At 37.6% G+C, this 19,805-nt stretch carries 14 protein-coding genes and 1 tRNA gene; 8 read left to right on the top strand and 7 right to left on the bottom strand.

The window, feature by feature from the left end; genetic code table 11:
* Positions 1–24: 24 nt before the first annotated feature.
* The 4 genes from FHR29_RS24470 (at position 25) to pfkA (ending at position 4,579) form a co-directional block, all read left to right on the top strand.
* On the top strand, positions 25–795 hold the full coding sequence (locus tag FHR29_RS24470) for a biotin--[acetyl-CoA-carboxylase] ligase (protein WP_221197944.1): 771 nt from the start codon (positions 25–27) through the stop codon (positions 793–795).
* A 229-nt stretch (positions 796–1,024) separates the two neighbouring features.
* Complete coding sequence (locus tag FHR29_RS24465; protein WP_132844341.1) at positions 1,025–1,474, top strand: protein-disulfide reductase DsbD domain-containing protein; 450 nt, start codon at positions 1,025–1,027, stop codon at positions 1,472–1,474.
* A 267-nt stretch (positions 1,475–1,741) separates the two neighbouring features.
* On the top strand, positions 1,742–3,433 hold the full coding sequence (locus FHR29_RS24460) for a protein-disulfide reductase DsbD (protein ID WP_183917890.1): 1,692 nt from the start codon (positions 1,742–1,744) through the stop codon (positions 3,431–3,433).
* A 171-nt stretch (positions 3,434–3,604) separates the two neighbouring features.
* Positions 3,605–4,579 (top strand): 6-phosphofructokinase, encoded by a 975-nt coding sequence (gene pfkA, locus FHR29_RS24455; protein ID WP_132844344.1) that lies wholly within the window; start codon positions 3,605–3,607, stop codon positions 4,577–4,579.
* 58 nt (positions 4,580–4,637) lie between these two features.
* Here the strand turns inward: pfkA and pgi are convergent, their stop codons facing one another.
* The gene (pgi, locus tag FHR29_RS24450) at positions 4,638–6,293 is read right to left on the bottom strand and encodes a glucose-6-phosphate isomerase (RefSeq protein WP_183917888.1); all 1,656 of its coding nucleotides are present in this window, start codon (positions 6,291–6,293) and stop codon (positions 4,638–4,640) included.
* 200 nt (positions 6,294–6,493) lie between these two features.
* Between pgi and prfB the strand changes: the two genes are divergently transcribed.
* A protein-coding gene (gene prfB, locus FHR29_RS24445; RefSeq protein ID WP_132769946.1) for a peptide chain release factor 2 occupies positions 6,494–7,577 on the top strand; the annotation gives its coding sequence in 2 pieces (ribosomal slippage) (positions 6,494–6,553 and positions 6,555–7,577; 1,083 coding nt in all).
* A gap of 53 nt (positions 7,578–7,630) precedes the next feature.
* On the opposite strand, the gene dcd is transcribed toward prfB, so the two are convergent.
* Positions 7,631–8,167 (bottom strand): dCTP deaminase, encoded by a 537-nt coding sequence (gene dcd / locus FHR29_RS24440; RefSeq protein ID WP_021191395.1) that lies wholly within the window; start codon positions 8,165–8,167, stop codon positions 7,631–7,633.
* A gap of 257 nt (positions 8,168–8,424) precedes the next feature.
* Here dcd and FHR29_RS24435 point away from each other — a divergent pair, with 257 nt between their 5' ends.
* The 3 genes from FHR29_RS24435 (at position 8,425) to FHR29_RS24425 (ending at position 11,328) form a co-directional block, all read left to right on the top strand.
* Complete coding sequence (locus FHR29_RS24435) at positions 8,425–9,066, top strand: 4'-phosphopantetheinyl transferase superfamily protein (protein ID WP_021191394.1); 642 nt, start codon at positions 8,425–8,427, stop codon at positions 9,064–9,066.
* Between the two features lie 135 nt (positions 9,067–9,201).
* A tRNA-Glu gene (locus FHR29_RS24430) sits at positions 9,202–9,273 on the top strand.
* Between the two features lie 138 nt (positions 9,274–9,411).
* Positions 9,412–11,328 carry a peptide-N-glycosidase F-related protein gene (locus tag FHR29_RS24425; RefSeq protein ID WP_021191393.1) on the top strand — a complete coding sequence of 639 codons (1,917 nt, stop codon included), beginning with the start codon at positions 9,412–9,414 and terminating at the stop codon, positions 11,326–11,328.
* A gap of 125 nt (positions 11,329–11,453) precedes the next feature.
* On the opposite strand, the gene FHR29_RS24420 is transcribed toward FHR29_RS24425, so the two are convergent.
* The 5 genes from FHR29_RS24420 to FHR29_RS24400 all read right to left on the bottom strand — a co-directional run bounded on the left by FHR29_RS24420 (position 11,454) and on the right by FHR29_RS24400 (position 19,805).
* Positions 11,454–12,563, bottom strand: a complete 1,110-nt coding sequence (locus FHR29_RS24420) for an NAD(P)-binding domain-containing protein (protein WP_183917886.1) — start codon at positions 12,561–12,563, stop codon at positions 11,454–11,456.
* A gap of 936 nt (positions 12,564–13,499) precedes the next feature.
* Positions 13,500–14,273: an enoyl-CoA hydratase/isomerase family protein gene (locus FHR29_RS24415; RefSeq protein ID WP_183917884.1), complete on the bottom strand. Its 774-nt coding sequence runs from the start codon at positions 14,271–14,273 to the stop codon at positions 13,500–13,502.
* 5 nt (positions 14,274–14,278) lie between these two features.
* Positions 14,279–16,816: a DUF5686 family protein gene (locus FHR29_RS24410; protein WP_183917882.1), complete on the bottom strand. Its 2,538-nt coding sequence runs from the start codon at positions 16,814–16,816 to the stop codon at positions 14,279–14,281.
* Between the two features lie 127 nt (positions 16,817–16,943).
* Positions 16,944–18,323, bottom strand: a complete 1,380-nt coding sequence (locus FHR29_RS24405) for an NADH-quinone oxidoreductase subunit N (RefSeq protein WP_183917881.1) — start codon at positions 18,321–18,323, stop codon at positions 16,944–16,946.
* 36 nt (positions 18,324–18,359) lie between these two features.
* Positions 18,360–19,805, bottom strand: coding sequence for a NuoM family protein (locus tag FHR29_RS24400; protein WP_183917879.1), 1,446 nt, complete (start codon positions 19,803–19,805; stop codon positions 18,360–18,362).

The following is a 19,805-nucleotide window of genomic DNA, read 5'->3' as shown; positions in this document are numbered from 1 at the left end:
GTATACAATTAAAAAATTATCACCTTGCAAAATAACACATTTTCAGGACTTATTATCGGTCAAAATGTAATTACTGTCGATCGAGTGGCATCCACAAATGATTATTTTAAAGAAAACTTGTCAAAATTCAAGCCACAGGACGAAGGTTCTGCCATTTTAGCAGTAGAACAATTCGCGGGGAAGGGGCAGAGGGGTAACATTTGGAAAAGCGAACCTGGTAAAAATATCATTACATCAATCCTCATTTACCCGCATTTTTTAAGAATAGATCAACAATTTACCTTATCGTGCGCCATATGTCTCGGAATATTTAACTGGTTAAAAACAAAAACCAACCAAAAAGTGCAAATCAAATGGCCAAATGATATTTATATAAATGACCAAAAAATAGTGGGTGTACTAATTGAGAACACGATAAAAGGAAATAAAATCGCAACAAGTATTATTGGGATCGGTATTAATATAAATCAGACTTCATTTGGCGATACGCAACATATTACCTCACTAAAATCGATCACCAAACAAGAAGAACCCTATCACATACGATCGCTAGCGACAGAACTTTATCAATTTTTAAATACAGAGTACAATCGCTTAAAAAATCTGGATCAAGATCAGCAACTATTAGCATTCAATCAAAATCTTTTTAGAAGAAATGAGATGAAAAAATATCTGATCAATGAAACAGAAATTGAAGGGAAAATAATACAAGTACTTTCAAATGGCCTATTACAGATTCAAATCGCAAATGAAATAAAAGAGTTCAATCTCCAGGAGATTAAATATGTCCTTTAAGCAAAAAAATATTTACCCTGCTCCGATAAATATATTATACAAAAAAAGTAAATTTGCTAAAAGAAATTAAACTTTAGCTATTTTCGACGGTCTTATAGCAAGAGCATGATTTGTATAGAAAGTTTTTAATATTAAAATATTCTGATGAAACCATCAATGCCTATCGTTTACTAAAAACAATCAATATGCTAATGATAGCTTTGTAACAATAAAAAAACAAATATATTCCATGAAAAAATTAACATTATTAATAGCAGTATTATTTTTTGCTATTTCAGGAGCAGTAGCTCAAATCCACGATCCTGTTAAATGGACTGTTGCTTCAAAAAAATTAAATGATAAGGAAGCAGTTATCTTTATCAAAGCCACTATTCAGGACGGTTGGCACATTTATTCTCAAAATGTGGGTGAAAATGGTCCTATACCAACCTCATTTACGTTCCCTGCATCTAAAGATTATACGCTAAACGGTAAAACAGCTGAACCTAAAGCTGCAACAAAATACGAAGAGGTATTTAAAATGAATGTAGGCTACTTTAAAAAAGAAGTAATTTTTCAGCAAAAAGTAAAATTAAATAAAGGAGCAACAACTGTAAAAGGAAGTGTAGAGTACCAAGCATGCGATAAGACCCAATGTCTTCCACCAACAGATTACGCATTTTCTGTAGTGATCAAGTAAAAATATAACAGCAAATATTTGCACAAAACGCTATTCAGCGAACCTCAATATGGTTAGTTGAATAGCGTTTTCTTATTAGCGTGGAAATCCAAATCACTTCATGAAATGTTAATTTTCTGCGATTTATTATAAGTACGCCTGTGATGAAGGATAAATGCCTGTAAGATTACCTTTAGATAGTAAAATTGACTTTACAACTACTAAACAATAAGGTGATTCTCAATGTCTTTTTTTAATTTTACAAATTATCTTAGAACTCTATATATAATGGCTAAAAAGAAACTATTTTTAATCTACTTCGTTATTTTCAGTTTATTTATTCCTGTTCTTTCTTTTGCAACAGCACAAGACTCATTACTTAGTGTAGAAGGAATCGAATTTTCAGAATCAGCTGATACAACATCCCCTGTGGAAGTGACAGAGGATTTGGTTTTCTCTGAAAGTCCTGATACCCTCAGTCAGGATACAACTAAAGCCCTGACGCAATCAGCAATTGATCAAGCTCCCGAAGAAAAAAAATCACTCTGGGGTATTTTCATCGCAGGTTTAGTTGGAGGTTTTATGGCATTATTGATGCCTTGTATCTTTCCGATGTTACCGTTGACCGTCAGTTTCTTTACAAAACAATCAGGATCAAGAGCCAGTGGAATAAGTAAAGCTTTACTATATGGATTATTTATCATCATCATCTACGTTGCACTGGGCATGATCATTACCATTTTATTTGGTTCTGATGCTCTTAATGCACTTTCTACAAATGGTATCTTTAATTTCTTATTCTTCCTACTACTAGTCGTCTTTGCAGCATCATTTTTTGGCGCATTTGAAATCACACTACCAAGTTCATTTGTCAATAAAATGGATGCAAAATCAGACAAAGGTGGTTTGGTAGGTCTATTTTTCATGGCATTTAGCCTTTCTTTAGTTTCCTTTTCCTGTACAGGACCTATTATAGGTACGTTGTTGGTAGAAGCAGCCTCTAAAGGCGAGCGCTTAGGACCAGCAATCGGTATGCTTGGTTTTTCTATTTCATTAGCAATTCCTTTTGCATTATTCGCAATGTTCCCTTCATTATTAAAATCCCTTCCAAAATCAGGAGGCTGGTTAAATAGTGTCAAAGTAGTCCTCGGATTTCTGGAGTTAGCCTTAGCATTAAAATTCCTATCAAATGTTGATCTTGCCTACCATTGGAATTGGTTTGATCGTGAAGTATTCCTTTCTTTATGGATCGTTATATTCGGTTTAATGGGTCTCTACCTGATTGGTAAAATTAAGTTTTCTCATGATAGTGAGCTCAAATTCTTATCCGTACCACGTACATTTTTAGCGATAACAGTCTTTGCTTTTGTGATGTACATGATACCAGGACTATGGGGAGCTCCTTTGAAATCCATATCCGCATTTTTACCACCATCAGCAACTCAGGATTTTGATTTATCTGCTGGAGTAGCAAGTACGCCAACGCACTCGGACGGTAAAGTAAAAAAATATGCAGAGATATTCCACAAACGCGGTACTCCCAAAGGATTTGATCCTTACTATGACTATGACCAAGCCTTAGAAGCCGCTAAAGAATTGAATAAACCTGTTCTAATTGATTTTACAGGTTGGGGTTGTGTCAATTGCCGTGAAATGGAAGCAAATGTTTGGACCGACCCCGGAGTTGCAAAATTATTGAAAGAGGAATTTGTTATGGCGGAGTTGTTTGTTGATGATAAGACAGATCTACCGGCAAACGAGCAATTTGTATCTAAATATAGTGGCAAGAAAATTAAAACAATTGGCAATAAAAATAGTGATTTTCAAGCTTCGGCTTTCAATAGTAATTCTCAGCCTCTATATGTTATTGTAGATGCATCAGGCAAAGTATTAGTCCCGCAGTCAGGTGCCAATAGAAATATTGCTGAATATAAAGCTTTTTTACAAAGTGGTATTGATGCATTCCATGCAAAAAAATAAAGACTCTATGGGGCGTTGATTTTGTTGAATCGCCCGCAGTACGAGCAAAGAATAAACGCAATCGCAACTTATTTGGGTGATCAATTTACAAATAGATAACCCAAATAAGTTGTTTTTTTCATTCAACTGGTTTATATTGCAAATCGAAATAAGATTTATTAAGTTTGAATTATGAGTAATATTAAAAATATAGCAGTATTAACTTCTGGAGGAGATGCTCCAGGAATGAATGCTGCCATTCGCGCGGTAGTTAGAGCAGGTATATATAATGGTTTAAATGTTTTTGGTGTTAAAAGAGGTTATGACGGCCTGGTCAGTGGTGATATGTATGCCATGGACGTTAAATCTGTCGCGAACATTATACAACGCGGTGGCACCATTTTAAAAACAGCAAGAAGTGATGAATTCAGAACTATTGAAGGTCGTCAGAAAGCTTATGAAAATGTAAAAGCGGCCGGTATCGATGCTTTAGTCGTAATTGGTGGCGATGGAACTTTTACAGGTGCATCCAAATTTCTAGAGGAATTTGATATTCCTATCATCGGTCTTCCGGGTACAATTGACAATGATCTTGCTGGTACTGACTTTACAATAGGTTATGATACAGCTATAAATACTGTTATTCAAGCCGTTGATAAAATTAGAGATACAGCAGAATCTCATGACCGTCTTTTTGTAATTGAAGTGATGGGTAGAGATTCGGGATTGATTGCGCTAAGATCGGGTATCAGTACTGGTGCTGAAGCCGTTTTAATCCCTGAGTTTAATGTGGATTACGACGCCATCATGAAACGCTTAGATAAAACACGCAAAAGCAAATCTTCACGTATCATCATTGTTGCCGAAGGCGATTCGGAAGGTGGCATGGTTGTGTCAGAAAGAATCAAAGCAAACTTTCCTAAATATGATGTTCGTTTATCGATATTAGGTCATATACAACGTGGTGGAAGCCCAACATGTATGGATAGAGTATTGGCCAGCAGATTAGGAGTTGCCGCTGTGGAGGCCCTGCTAGAGGGACGCAAAGGTGAAATGGCAGGTTTAGTTCATGGCGAAGTACAATTTATATCTTTCAACAAAGCAATTAAACACATTGATTCAATCAATCAGGATTTATTAAGAATAGTTGAAATTCTATCTTTATAAAAGCTAACAACATAAAAAAACCGGGGTTAAAATATTAACCCCGGTTTTTTTTATGTTGTTAGCATGATACGCGCCAAGCTTTATATTGATTTATCAAACCATTTGTCGACGAATCATGTGTCGTAATGATATCTTCTGACTCTAATTCAGGTAAAATTTGACCGGCAAGTTGCTTCCCTAATTCTACTCCCCATTGATCGAAACTAAAGACATTCCAGATAATCCCCTGTACAAATATTTTATGCTCATAGAGCGCAACCAAAGTACCCAAAGAACGTGGTGTTACTTTTTTAAGTAAAATAGAGTTACTAGGTCTGTTTCCTTCAAACACTTTAAATGCTTTCAGCTTTTCAATTTCTTCTTCCGATTTACCCGCGGCTCTTAGTTCAGCAACAACAACTTCCTCAGATTTTCCATTCATTAATGCTTCTGTCTGAGCGAAAAAATTAGAAAGTAACATCTGATGATGCTTGCCTATAGGATTTAAGCTAATAGCAGGTGCAATAAAATCACAAGGGATTAATTTAGTTCCTTGATGTATCAATTGATAAAAAGCATGCTGTCCATTTGTACCAGGCTCACCCCAGATAATTGGACCTGTTTGATAATCCACAGCATTACCGTTACGATCCACACACTTACCATTACTCTCCATATCTCCCTGTTGGAAATACGCTGCAAAGCGATGTAAATATTGATCATATGGTAAGATTGCGTGACTTTCTGCTTCAAAAAAATTATTATACCAAATACCTAACAATGCCAAAGTAACCGGAATATTCTCTTCAAATGCTGCTGTTCTAAAATGCTCATCGGCCTCAAATGCGCCCGTTAATAATTCTTTGAAATGATCAAAACCAACAGCTAAACTGATCGATAAACCGATCGCAGACCATAGCGAGTAACGTCCACCAACCCAATCCCAAAATTGGAACATGTTTTTAGTATCGATACCAAATGCGGCAACAGCAGCGGTATTCGTACTCAACGCTGCAAAATGCTTCGCAACATCAGTCTGTTGTGCCCCACTCTCTAAGAACCAATCCCGAGCAGTATTTGCATTTGCCATCGTTTCCTGTGTTGTAAAAGTTTTTGATGCAATCAGGAACAAGGTTGTCTCTGGATCAAGGTTTTTAATAGCCTCTGCAATATGCGTTCCATCCACGTTAGATACAAAATGCATATTTAAATGTGTGCGATAAGCCTTTAAAGCCTCTGTCACCATTACTGGACCTAGATCAGATCCTCCGATACCTACATTCACCACATCGGTAATCGTTTTTCCAGTATAGCCTTTCCATTCACCTGATAAAATGCGGTTCGTAAATGACTCCATCTGTGCCAAAACAGCATTCACATCTTTCATCACGTCTTGACCGTCAACAAATATTGCTTTACCAGATTGATTACGCAAAGCCGTATGCAATACCTGACGCCCTTCCGTTTCATTGATTTTTTCACCCTGAAACATTGCTTCTATAGCTTCGCTTAATTGGCATTCTTTTGCCAACTGACGTAACAAAGCTAACGTCTCATCGTTCACTCTATTTTTTGAATAATCTAAGAGCAAATCATTAAATTCAATACTATATTTCTCAAATCTAAAGTCATCTGCAGCAAATAAATCTTTCAAGCTATGCTCGTTTATGCGAATATAATGATCGGCTAAATAGCGGTAAGCCGCTGTCTCAGTAAAATCTATTTTTGGTAACATATTTTTCTATTTTAATCAAACTTAGATAAATTTGTTTTATTTACAATGTTAATTGTACCATATCTATAAACAAAGTTATCGATTTCTCCTCTTCCAATAAAAACTATACTATTGAGGAAATATAAAAATTTATCCCGATTACCGAAGTTCATATCGCAGCTTTTTGGGCATTTCCTATAGAAAGCCGTATCTTTGTTATTATGACCAAAGAACAAATTCAAGATTTGAGGGATCGTGTAACTTCCCTGAGGAGGCATCTTTGACATCGATGTCAAAAAAGAACTGCTAGAAAAAGACCAAGAAATTACCTTACAGCCTAATTTTTGGGACGACTCAAAAGCTGCAGAAAAAATATTACAGTCTATCAAAGTACAGAAGGTATGGACGGATCACTTTGATTCGGTCGCGGCAGCTGTCGATGATACGGGTGTATTATATGAATTCTATCAAGCCGGCGACGCTACGGAAGCGGAGCTCAATGAACAGTATCATATTGCTTTAGAAGCGGTGGAAGAATTAGAATTCAAGAACATGCTAAGTGCCGAAGAAGATCAGCTAGACGCCATTCTGCAGATTACTGCTGGAGCCGGCGGAACAGAAAGTTGTGACTGGGCGGCCATGTTGATGCGTATGTATATCATGTGGGGTGAGAAAAATGGTTATAAAGTAACTGAACAGGATTCGCAAGAGGGAGAAGTTGCAGGAATAAAAACTGTCACACTCCAAATTTCCGGAGATTTTGCATATGGTTATCTAAAGGGTGAAAATGGTGTCCACCGTTTAGTTCGTATTTCACCCTTTGATTCAAACGGCAAGCGTCATACTTCATTTGCCTCTGTATATGTCTATCCATTAATTGACAACAACATTGAAATCGAGGTCAAAGATTCCGAAATTGAGTGGGATACTTTCCGTGCAGGTGGTGCTGGAGGTCAAAACGTAAATAAAGTAGAAACTGCAGTACGATTACACCATAAGCCAACTGGTATTATCATTAAGAATCAGGAATCTAGATCACAATTACAAAATAAAGAAAATGCCTTTCGACTTTTGAAATCACAACTGTATGAAATCGAAATGCGGAAACGCCAAGAGGCAACCGACGCAATCGAAGGTAATAAAAAGAAAATCGAGTGGGGATCTCAAATAAGAAACTATGTATTACACCCCTATAAATTAATTAAAGATTTAAGAACCAATTACGAAACCTCTAATACACAATCTGTGCTAGATGGTGACTTGGACGAATTCTTAAAAGCCTATTTAATGGAATTTGGAGGTTAAGCAGATTTCAAACGAAAAGAGCAAAGATTTTAAAGTCTTTGCTCTTTTTTATTTTAAAATGAGTTTTTCCACATCATAGACTCCACAGGCTTGGTCGTCTTGGTATTATATTTTGCATTACCCTTTGTATTATACAGAGTTTCCACCTCTCCCTCAACTACGAAATAAATAAGTTGTCCTATCGGCATTCCCGCGTAGATGCGAACAGGCTGTGCACAGGAAATTTCCAATGTCCACGTATTACAAAATCCAACATCACCCTTTCCGGCAGTAGCATGAATATCGATACCTAAACGACCCGTACTCGATTTTCCTTCTAAGAAGGGAACATGTTTATGTGTTTCGGTATATTCTAACGTAACCCCGAGGTATAATGTATTGGGCTCTAAAACAAATCCCTCTTCCGGAATTTCAAAATGATCAATCTCATTATGATGTTTCGCATCCAAAACACGGTTTTTATAGGTCGCCAGATGTTTACCTAAGTGAACATCGTACGAGTTTGTCCCCAAGCATTTACGATCATATGGTTCAATAACGATATTGCCATTTTCTATTTCTTCTAGTATACGTTTATCCGATAAAATCATGATTATTCAATATTTGTATAGGTTAAAGCTGACTCCCAATCGTTTAGAAAAGTGAACAGCAACCATTTTTTTCAAAAATACGGTAATCGTTGATATTTTACAGCATTTCCTAATATTTCTTATGGAAATATTAGGAATTAATTTTTATCATACTTCTTCAGGTCATAGTAAGTTCATATCAAAAAATAAAGCTGAAAAACCGCTTATTTACAGACGAAGCTCCTTTTAAATGAAAACAAATTTAACTAAGTTTGATTATGAGCTTAGTATACCTACGAGAATTGGATCAGCATACCAAATTTGCAATTTGGCGTATTGAAGAAGATGAACAAACATTGTCTAATCAACTGCAATTAGACGCGCTAGAAGAACAGAAACTCATCAGCCTATCCAATGGTAAACGTCGTTTACATTGGCTCGCTACACGCGTCCTTTTACGCACGTTATTGAACACGACTGCTTATATTGATTGTCCTTCTGATGCAAATGGAAAACCATACCTAGCTAATTTTCCTCAAAAAATATCACTCACTCATTCTTTTGATTATGCAGGAGCGATCATCAGTTCGGTGGGCGAGGTAGGTATTGATATGGAGCTTATCAAATCCAAAGTGGAACGCATTGCACATAAATTCTTAAAAGAAGAAGAACTGGACTTTATCACCTCAGGCGAAAACCGTATAGCGCAGCTCTATGCTTGTTGGAGTGCTAAAGAGGCTGTGTATAAATTGCAGGGTAATAGTGGCGTCTCCTTTCTACATAATATGACCATTGCTCCTTTTCAATATCAGGATGAAGGAATTTTGAAATTACATTTAAAAAGTGAATATCACGATTGTCACTTCGATGTTCATTATGAGAAGTTCAATGCGTATTTACTAGCTTATGTGGTCGAATAAGCTTGATTTATTCTCAAATAAAGACCTTGTAAAAAAATAATTTTATTCAAATTCAAAGAGTTACGTAAAAGGGGCCACATTTATTTTGCAAGAGTAAAAAATGCGCTTATCTTTGCATCACATTAATAAACAAATGGCCCGTTCGTCTAGGGGTTAGGACGTTAGATTTTCATTCTAGAAACAGGGGTTCGATTCCCCTACGGGCTACGAAAAGCGACTTCAAAAGAGTCGCTTTTTTTATTGATCAAAATTTGAGATGCAAATAATGCCACACCTCCCTCATGATAAGATTGCGTAAAACATCTTATCTTTATGCAGTTTCTTAAATAATATTTTTTCAAATTAATGAACATAAAATCTTTCCTAACCCTATTTGCGCTCATCATCTGTTATCGAGCAGTTGCTCAAAAACCAGCGATAAGCCACATTGTTACGCATAACCGTGCAACTATTATTTGCGATCCTATTAAAGGAGAAAATCCATACCCTGCATGGGGTCTATTTCCCAAAACAGATGCCTCCATCAGAAAAATAACCATGCACGTTACTCTGGGAAGCCCCGATAGCCTTCATACTGCCCACTGGGATTATTTAGATCATATTATATTGCGTCGCAAAGGCGGTGCAAACGCTCCTGAACTTTCCTATGAACTGGGTAGAATGCTCACGCCATATGGAAGTATTTACAACAAAGGATGGAATTGGAAATGGCAGGTCGATGTCACAGACTTCGCCCCGTTTCTCCGAGATAGTGTGGAAATTGTATATGTGCATTCAGGCTTTGAAGATAAAACAGTCGGTTGGGCGCTTACGATAGATTTTGAAATCTTATCAGGTCCTCCCGTTGTTACACCACTTGGTATAAAACCTTTATGGAATAAGGCCTATAAATATGGAGATCCCAACGAGAAGATTGAGGATAATCTTTTACCGGTAAATTATAATTCTACAGCTGGAGCGGCATTAAGCAGAATACGCATACAGCACACCGGTCACGGTATGGACAAACCACGTGGATGTAGTGAGTTTTGCAGCCGCTGGCGCGAAATTTCTGTGGACGGAAAAATCGTTGATAAACGTGATATGTGGAAAAAATGTGGCGACAACCCGCTCTACCCACAAGGTGGTACCTGGATATTTGACCGCGCGTACTGGTGTCCCGGAGACCTACAACAACCTGATGTGATCGATGTATGGACAAAGCCAGGTAGTCATCAAGTCTCTTTATTAATGGAACCTTATACAGCCACCGACAACATACAGGCTGCTGAAAATATAGCGGCATATTTGTTTGAGTACACCGCCCCGAATCAAAAAACAGATGTCGCTGTGGAAGCTATAATGGTCCCCAATGATGAACAACGATTTTCCCGTTTAAATCCGGCTAGCTCAGACCCTCGTATAATGTTTAGAAACTTAGGATCAGACCCTGTTCGTTCACTAACTATTGTATATGGAACACAGGGTTTTCCGACTAAAACATTCCATTGGAAAGGAAATCTTCCTTTCAATCAAGTTGCCGAAGTGATACTCCCCGGTGAGATTCAGGAAAAAGATGGCGAAAATCTATTTCTTGTCACGCTTAATCAACCCAACGGAAAGAAAGATGCTTGGTCCGGAGACAATAACATGCAAACGACCTTTACTGCTGCACAGAAATTTCCAGCAACTTTTGTCCTACAATTATTAACGAATAATAAGCCTAAAGACAACAGTATTTTCCTTTTAAATGCTAAACAAGATACGATCTTTCAAAAAACCGCGGCGCAATTAGAACCTGTAACCCTATACACTGATACGATACGCCTCTCGGAAGGTAAACATTCACTACGTCTTGTCGATACTGCAGGCAATGGGTTACAATTCTGGGCACAGCCGGCAAATGGAGATGGTCATCTTCGCATATTTGATCTGAAAGGAAATTTGATCCATGCATTCGAAAGCGATTGTGGGACCGGTGAAATGTTCAGTTTCAATGCTGTGAAGGGGTTAGAATTCAATACCACAACAGGCAGATACGCATTTTCTCTCTATCCACGATCAGTAGTGGACCACACGCAATTGAATGTCGTATCGAATAAAGCAAGCGATATGACCGTTCAGATCACTGTGGATGGCACCGTATGGCAGAAACATGAGTATAAAGCTATTAAAAATGCCACATTCGACTATGATCTTAAACACCTCCCTGCAGGAAGAATAATTGTGGAAGCCTTTATGGATGGAATTAGCCAATTTAAAGGCCGCATCAACAAAAGATAATAGTAGGAAAGTAGTTACAATCTTCAACTTCTCCCTCTAAAAAAAGCGACCTAACCGTCGCTTTTTTTAGAGGGTATATACTTTCATAACATTTTGTATTACTCTTTGCTAAGTCAAATATTCGTTCACAACTTTAAATATGCAATTAACTCTCTTGCGGCTGCCCCTCCAGCACGATTAGCTCCAATTGTAGAAGCTGACGGACCATACCCTGTTAAGTGAATGCGTGGATCCTTTGTAACCTGCGTGGCCAGTCTTCCTGATAGCTCGATACCGCCCTTATCGTTGATCAGACTTAGTGGAGCAAGGTGATCCAGAGTATGCTTAAAACCTGTATTCCAAAAAATAACAGCAGCATCTAAAGTCGTCCCATCTTCCCATCTTACACCTGTTTCGGTAATCTCTTTAAACATTGGCTTACGATCCAGAACACCATCACGTAACATTTTTTCAATAGCTGGTGTAAGAGGCAAGCCTGTGACCGATACAACCGAGTTTGGAGCCAAACCTTCACGTACTCTTTTTTCTACGAGAGCAACAGCCTCCCTTCCCGCATCGGGAGTGAATTCATCTTTTCTAAAATTTACGGGTTTACGGGTTACCCATGTGGTCTGGGTAACCTGAGAAATTTCACCCAGTAGTTGAATGGCTGAAATTCCACCACCTATAACGATAACATGCTTTCCAACAAACTCATCCGAATTTATATATTCTCCAGTGTGCAACTGTCTTCCTTTAAACTTTTCCCACCCCGGATACTTAGGACAATTGGGAGTTTTCCAGGTTCCGGTTGCATTTATCAATCCGCGAGCACTAAATTGAATACCATTCGTATGTATCATAAATCGTCCATTACGCGCTGTTACTTCACTCACCCGAACAGGACGAATAATCGGAAGTTCAAACTTTTTTTCATATAGTTCGTAATATTTCGGAATAGCGGTATTCGCTTGCAGTGTAGTATCCGTGGTATCCACGGCATCCGAAAATCCCATTCCCGGCAAATCATTAATCCCATTGACATTATCAAGCGTTAATGAATCCCAACGATGTTGCCAAGCTCCACCTGCGGCAAACTCATCATCCAATACGACAAACCCCTTCCCTGGCTCGATTCCCAACTTTTTGAGATAATAGGCCGCAGATAAACCCGCCTGCCCTGCACCAATAACAATAATATCGACCTTGTAGAAAAGATCAGGACGTATATTTTTAAGTGTTTTATGAGCTTCCATTTTAATTATTTTTGATTTAATTTGGTCACTTTAGCCATTTTAGGGTTCATCACAGTTTATCATCTCTAAATATACAGCATGTAAAATAGGATATTTAATTTTTTGGGACAAATTTCATCACTAGTATTATACCATAAAAACATGTTACCATTCCTAGAAAAGAAACTATAAGTATATATTAAGAACGCATTTAATTTCATGTAACCTTCATTTCGCGCTGTGGCGGAACGAATCTCCCGAGTGCCTGGTTCATTCCCCTGAGAGGCGAAATCGTTTCGACCTACGGCTGATTCATTTCCCCGCGTTGCAAAATCATTTCGACAACCGGCTGTGTCATTTTCCCGCGTAGCAGAATCGTTTCGACAACCGGCTGTGTCAGTTCCCCACATGGCAGAATCGCTTCGACCTCTGTCTGCATCAGTTCCCCAGGAGGCGAAATCGTCTCGACCTACGTCTGTGTCATTTCCCCACGTAGCAGAATCATTTCGTCCTATGCCGAAAGCTTGCCGCCATAGTGCGAAGACACGCTCCCGTTGCGCAATAACGTTTAGATCAACATCGATCTCGACCACCTTCAAGACGCTATCGGCCATCTCTACCTTGGCGCCAACTTGCCATCCTTGCATCTTTCAAATAACCTTGGCTTCTATTTGTTGAGATACGACAGCATGGTCATCATGGTCATACCTGTCAATACACGATACCGCGACGCTATATGCCTATAAAACAAATGTCCACAGAAGAGAAAAAAAATACTGCTCCAGCTATCATCATTCAGTTATCCATCAAACAAAGACTAATCATCCAAGCAAACGTCTTATGAACTACAGGTAAGGCAATGATTAGTTTGGTAGCAGACGGGATGGATAGAATGATGTGAGACGATGATCAATAAATATAATAGCTTAAAACGCGATATGAAGAAGCAAATAATAACTAGAAGTTTGGCTTTCTCTTGGTTAAAAAGGCATCAACACCTTCTTTAAAATCACGCGTTACAAAAAGTTCAGCAAAATGATTAATCTCCACCTGAAAGCCATCCCTTGTTTGTTCGTTTGATGCATTAACCGCATCTATTGCTGCTGTTACCGCCGTTCCTGATCTTGAAAATATACGTTCCAAAACCTCTTCCACTCGATTCATTAAATGAGCAGCATCCAGTACTTCATTAATAAGCCCGATTCTCAGTCCTTCTTCAGCACTGATCATATCGGCTGTCAGGATCATCTGTAATGCACGTCCACGTCCTACCAATTGCGTCAATCGTTGTGTGCCGCCATAACCTGGAAGAAGACCTAAAGAAACTTCTGGAAGACCCAATTTTGCGTTTGCTGAAGCAAAGCGCATATGACAGGCAAGCGCTAATTCTAAACCACCGCCTAGCGCAAATCCATTTATTGCGGCGATGACAGGTTTCGGTGATTGTTCGATCAATTCCGTAAAAATATAATGCCCCTTTTGTGATAGAAGTTTCGCTTCGGCCTCACTTAAATCTATAAATTCTTTAATATCAGCTCCTGCTACAAATGCTTTTTCACCTGCGCCTGTAATAATAATTCCTTTGACATCATGATCCTTCTTTGCTTCGACAAGCGTTGCTTCTAGCTCTCTCAATGTTTGTTGGTTCAAAGCATTCAACGCTGATGCTCTGTTGATTGTAATATAAGCAATATGCTTATCCACTTGATATAAGAGATGTTGATATTCCATAATTTCTAAAAATTTAAATGAAGTGATACACCATAGGTATCACGGGATACATTTGGATAATTTAAATACGTTAATCTTCTTTTATATTCAACTCGAAAAATTTTAAAAATATTGTCAATGCCTACTATTCCTTCCATGTAAGGTTGATTGCCCATAACCCGCGTTTTAACAAGACCATCGTCATCACGGTCAAACTGAATCTGATTTTCATTAAATTCCGGATTATTTCGATCACTGATTTGTCCATAGTAAAACTTGAAACCTGTTACTTCGCGCCACTTTAAACGTTGCAATAAAGGTATCCTGTTGAATATGTAGCCATCCCAATGGTGATAATAAGCAAGCTTTACAAAACGATCTGCAACAAATTCCATATTTGATATCAAATCAAAATTTTGCAAAGGACCCGATTTATCCGTTTGAATATCTGGCATCTCTAATAGTGGATAATAGACCGTGCCCCATATCTTACCAGCACTAAATTCGATATCAGCTGTTCCTGCAGGAGACATAAATATCTTTTTAAAGATCTTAAACCTCAAAGCATCATAACGTTGATTTGCATTCCAGAAACCATCTAGTCCTTTGTTATATTGCAAAGTCAGAATCGGAAATTTATTCCTGATCTGCGTTCGCTCTAAATTTCTATAATAAAACTGTTCTCCAGGTGCCCAACGTAACTTGATCTGTATATCATTTGTGTTGATCGCTGCAATCGTATCTGGCGAAGCGTTTCCTGTCACAAAAGACAAGGTCCCAGCGGCCTGTCTTTCATGTCTTGTCAACATGGTACTCACACTAAAATGATTTCCAAATTCAATTAAATGCTCAAGACGGTAGATATCATTCCATAACCATTTAGTCGGTTTATTCTTTCGAAAGGACTGAAAAAAACCATCGCCTTTCAGATAACTTAAACCTCGACCAGGTTCCATAACATCATGTTGAATCGTTGCCGATAGATAATGGGCAGGAAACTGTACGATAGATTTTCCATTTAAAGACTGCGCTACATTGAGGTAATATTTAAATTCCTGATCTCGTGTACCATAGGCAACATAACCCTCAAAAAAGAATTTATTCGAAAGCAATTCCGTTGTTCTACCCCCTAATCGAATTCTACTTCCTTCTATTTCATTAAAACTGTAGGTATATTCTAAAGGACCAAACTCAAATTTTCCAACATTATAATAACTTCTTACTAAAAAATATCCAATTGAGATTAATCGATTAATCGATTTCATTTCTGAAAGAGAATCAATATTGACGTAAGTCTTAGCTTCAGTTTCTGTAAGCGGCACTACTCTCACCCGATCCCATTGTACAGAATCTTTTTGTTCCAGATAGCGCTTCTCAATCGGAATGCCTTTAAATAGCTCATCATTTATCGCTTCATCTTTATATTTTGAGAAATAAGTCTCCTTTTTCCCGTACAGGGCATTCCCCTTATCTGTACCGAATAAGATCTGTAGGTTAGCGCGTTTTGGCAACATTTGTCCTGCAGGATGCTTTTCAAACTCAAGACCTATATTAATTCCATTGACCCAATTAATATTGGCCTCTTCACCAAGTTCCATTTCTGCGTAATAAACGGCATAACGGTCATCATCGGAGACCCATATTGATCCCTTAAACAACACGTCCATCTTTGATTTTGCTTCAAAATGTAATTCGATATAGCGTACACCATCTTTAACTAACGTATCCCTAATTGTATACTTATAATAAGAAGGAGCATTACCGGCTATCGGACTTAAAAAGGCTTTACTTATCAGCTGGATATTATTCTCGTAGAGATCAATATTTCTAAATTGATCTTGAAAATAACTTTGGATATTGGCATTATTGATATAACGCTTGTTTAATTCTGTCACCTTATGTCCAGTAATAATTTTTTTCTTCCGAGAAGGTTTAAATGTAGAATAGACTTCCGAGACACTTTCTTCTAAGAAAAAAGGTAAAATAGAACTACCAGGTATACTAACTGTATCTTTATTTTCAAACAAAAATCTTAATTTACCTGGCAATCTTCCTGGCTTTACTTTAAAATCTACCGTACCAAATTGTGATTTTTCATATTCCTCATATTGAATATGATTTAATCTAGAGATATGATTTTCATCCTTATGAGAAATGACATTTTCAATTAGTGCTAAGGCAGGATCTTTATACTTACGACCTTTGGCATTGACAACCACCTCTCCAATTTTATTGTCTTTGCCAAAAAGTAATACATTTAATACCGAATCTTGAACCGCATTAAGATCAATTAATTTAATCTCATAACCGACCGCCCGAAAGGCAATCTGGTCATATTCATTCCGGAGGACAATATTGAAATTACCAAGTGTATCTGCCGAAGTGCCTCCACTATGACCACTCCAGGAGATACTAGCTAAAGGAATTCCTTTTCCAGTTTTACCGTCAATGACACGACCTTTAACATTTCGCTGTGCAAATCCTAGGCTTGTTAAAATACCCAGCACAACAGCAATAATAAAAAGTCTTTTTATTGTAGTTATAATCGGTATTAAAAACTTCATGAATATCAGCAATTACTTATTCCTACTGACAATATACAATTTGTCTTTAAATTATAAGGCATGAAATCAAAATAAAAAATGCATAGCTTTTACAAACTATGCATTAAGTATATTAATTAACCTCCCTTTAAATTAACTCTATAAAGCAATTCGGATAGACTCCGATTAAAATCGTTAAAAAAGTAGTCACAATAAATAGAATAACGTAATTTGAATTTATTGGAATACTTTTTCCCTCTGCAGTCCTGAAATACATCGATACAACCACTTTTAAATAATAATACACCGCGATCGCTGCATTTAAAACCGCAATGAGCAAAAGCAAAATATGGTACTGTGCCATTACTGAACTGAACATCATAAACTTACCAATAAAACCTGCTGTTAACGGAATACCTGCTAAAGACAGCATGGCAATAGTGAGGATTGCTGCTAAATAAGGATTCTTTTTCGCCAATCCATTGAATGATTCGAAATGATCAGAGCCAACAGCCCGTTTTACTAAAATCAAAGCCGCAAAGGCAGTAACAGTAGCTAAAGAATAAGAAGCTCCATAAACAAAAATTGAATTCGCAGAGCTAGCTCCAATACCAATCACAGCAAAAAGCATATAACCTGCATGTGAAATACTTGAGTAAGCTAACATCCTCTTAAATGAGGATTGCATTAAAGCTGAAAGATTACCAATAAATAATGTAAGCACGACAATTCCTAAAAATATAGGTGTCCAAAAATCTTGCAGTGGCAAAAGCGAAAAGGTAAATAATCTTAATAGGCCAGCGAAGGATGCTACTTTAACCACTGTGCTCATAAAGCTCGTAATTAAGATCGGTGCCCCATCATATACGTCTGCCGTCCAGAAATGAAAGGGAGCGGCACCAACTTTAAAAGTCAGACCAATAATCATCAACAACACTCCTCCGTAAAATAAAGGTGATATCGCACCTGGATGCATCGTTACATAGTCTCTAATCATCATCAGATCAAAAGATCCGGATGCGCCATACAAGAGGGTTATTCCAAATAGTAAAAACCCCGTAGAGAAAGCCCCCATGATAAAATATTTGATCGCGGCTTCATTGGAAGCTGGATCTTTCTTACGTATTCCGACCAAGATGTAAAGCGCAACAGACATGATCTCTATTCCTAGAAATAATAAGGCTAAATTGTGATAACTACTAACAAGAACAGCCCCAAGTAATGAGAACAACAATAAAGTATAATATTCAGCCACATGATCGCTTGAAGACGTAAAATATCCTTTAGAAAGTATGAAAATCAATATTGTCACGAAAGTACATAATATTGAAAAAGCAATAGCATAGTGATCAAATAATATCATCCCATTGTATAATGGAGACGCATCTATTTTCCAATCTTTAATTAATAGTCCACTAACAACAAGCAAGCCCACTAAACCTACTGGTAATAATGATTTATTTGCTTTAAATAATCCTAAGTAAAGTACCAATAATGCTAATATTGATAATGTAATAATCGCCCCCATAATCGAATCTATTATTCGTAAAGTTTAAGTCTAAAATTATCTCCCCAGGAACGTAGCCAAAACGGATACAGACGCTGAAGAAATATGCAATAAGCTGTTTGGAAAAATTCCTAAATAAATAATCACTGCTGAAATGATAATCAAAGTATACAATTCGACACCCGAAATATCAACAAAATGCGCTGTTCGTTCGGAGGTCGTGCCAAGCATTGTTCTTTGATACAAACGAAGCATGTAAACAGCACCAAGAATAAGTGTTAAGCCACCAAAAACAGCGAACCAAACGCCATATTCATAAATCCCTTTCAAAAGCAAAAACTCTCCAATAAAACCATTTGTCAGTGGTAAACCAATCGCGCCCATGATAATAATTAAAAATACGATCGCTAAGCGAGGCGCTTTCTTGGCTATGCCGCCTAAGTCTCGCAAATCTCTTGATCCGGTACGATCCTGAATAATATCAAGCACAAAAAATAATCCGACGACAGAAACTCCATGGTTGATCATTTGGATCATGGCACCACTCATTCCGGTCACATTCCAAGTAAATACCCCAGCACTAATTAATCCAACGTGAGCAATAGAAGAATAAGCAATAAGTCGTTTCGAATCTTGCTGTTGTATCGCAATAATAGATGCGTACACAACTGCAAAAACACATAAAATCATTGCCAGCTGACCGTAAATAGCAACCGCTTCAGGTACAACAGGTAAAAGCCAGCGCATCAGACCATAAATACCCATTTTTAACATAATTCCGGCTAAAAGCATCGTTCCCGCCGCAGGAGCATGAGTATAAGTTCCCGGCTGCCATGTATGGAAAGGAAAAATTGGAATTTTTATTGCAAAAGCAATAAAGAAGGCCCAAAATATCCACCTTTGCGTAGAGGCATCTAAATCTAAGGAAACAAATGAATGCCATTCAAAGTCATTGGTCGCGACTTGCTGATGTAGATATAAAATTGCTACCAGCATCAATAAACTGCCAAAGAATGTATAGATAAAAAATTTCAAATTGACCCGGATACGGTCCCCGTCTCCCCAAAGAGCACAAATAAAATAGATCGGAATCAAGGCAACCTCCCAGCCCACATAAAATGTGAAAGCATCCATAGCTGAAAAAACCAACATCAAACCACTTTGCATGAAAAACATTAAAGCATAGAAATTGCCTTTAAAGACTTTCTTAAAAGTGGTCAGAACAATGAGTGGGACTAAAAAATTAGTCAGTGCTAACAAAGGCAAGCTAATACCATCAACCCCAATATGGAAGTTAACACCAAAAGCAGTTATCCAAGGATAAGACTGTTCATAATTAAAGTCGCCTTCAGGATTGAATTGACAGATAAAAGGAATAGTCAGACCCAGCGTAATCAAAGACAATACCAGTGCTCCTCTTTTCGCTAATGTATGTTCACATACAAAGGACAAAAAAATAGCACCGATAATAGGAGTTAGAATAAGTAAAAATAGGTTATCCAT

The organism is Sphingobacterium sp. JUb56 (assembly GCF_014191365.1).
Taxonomy (GTDB): Bacteria; Bacteroidota; Bacteroidia; order Sphingobacteriales; family Sphingobacteriaceae; genus Sphingobacterium; species Sphingobacterium anhuiense.
This window is presented reverse-complemented; position numbering and strand designations above follow the sequence as displayed.

Excerpts from the sequence above, each read along its gene's own strand:
- FHR29_RS24415 (WP_183917884.1), bottom strand. The coding sequence starts at position 14,273 with ATGGAATATCAACATCTCTTATATCAAGTGGATAAGCATATTGCTTAT.
- FHR29_RS24410 (WP_183917882.1), bottom strand. The coding sequence starts at position 16,816 with ATGAAGTTTTTAATACCGATTATAACTACAATAAAAAGACTTTTTATT.
- FHR29_RS24460 (WP_183917890.1), top strand. The coding sequence starts at position 1,742 with ATGGCTAAAAAGAAACTATTTTTAATCTACTTCGTTATTTTCAGTTTA.
- FHR29_RS24405 (WP_183917881.1), bottom strand. The coding sequence starts at position 18,323 with ATGGGGGCGATTATTACATTATCAATATTAGCATTATTGGTACTTTAC.
- FHR29_RS24400 (WP_183917879.1), bottom strand. The coding sequence starts at position 19,805 with ATGGATAACCTATTTTTACTTATTCTAACTCCTATTATCGGTGCTATT.
- pgi (WP_183917888.1), bottom strand. The coding sequence starts at position 6,293 with ATGTTACCAAAAATAGATTTTACTGAGACAGCGGCTTACCGCTATTTA.
- dcd (WP_021191395.1), bottom strand. The coding sequence starts at position 8,167 with ATGATTTTATCGGATAAACGTATACTAGAAGAAATAGAAAATGGCAAT.
- FHR29_RS24425 (WP_021191393.1), top strand. The coding sequence starts at position 9,412 with ATGAACATAAAATCTTTCCTAACCCTATTTGCGCTCATCATCTGTTAT.
- FHR29_RS24435 (WP_021191394.1), top strand. The coding sequence starts at position 8,425 with ATGAGCTTAGTATACCTACGAGAATTGGATCAGCATACCAAATTTGCA.
- pfkA (WP_132844344.1), top strand. The coding sequence starts at position 3,605 with ATGAGTAATATTAAAAATATAGCAGTATTAACTTCTGGAGGAGATGCT.
- FHR29_RS24420 (WP_183917886.1), bottom strand. The coding sequence starts at position 12,563 with ATGGAAGCTCATAAAACACTTAAAAATATACGTCCTGATCTTTTCTAC.
- FHR29_RS24465 (WP_132844341.1), top strand. The coding sequence starts at position 1,025 with ATGAAAAAATTAACATTATTAATAGCAGTATTATTTTTTGCTATTTCA.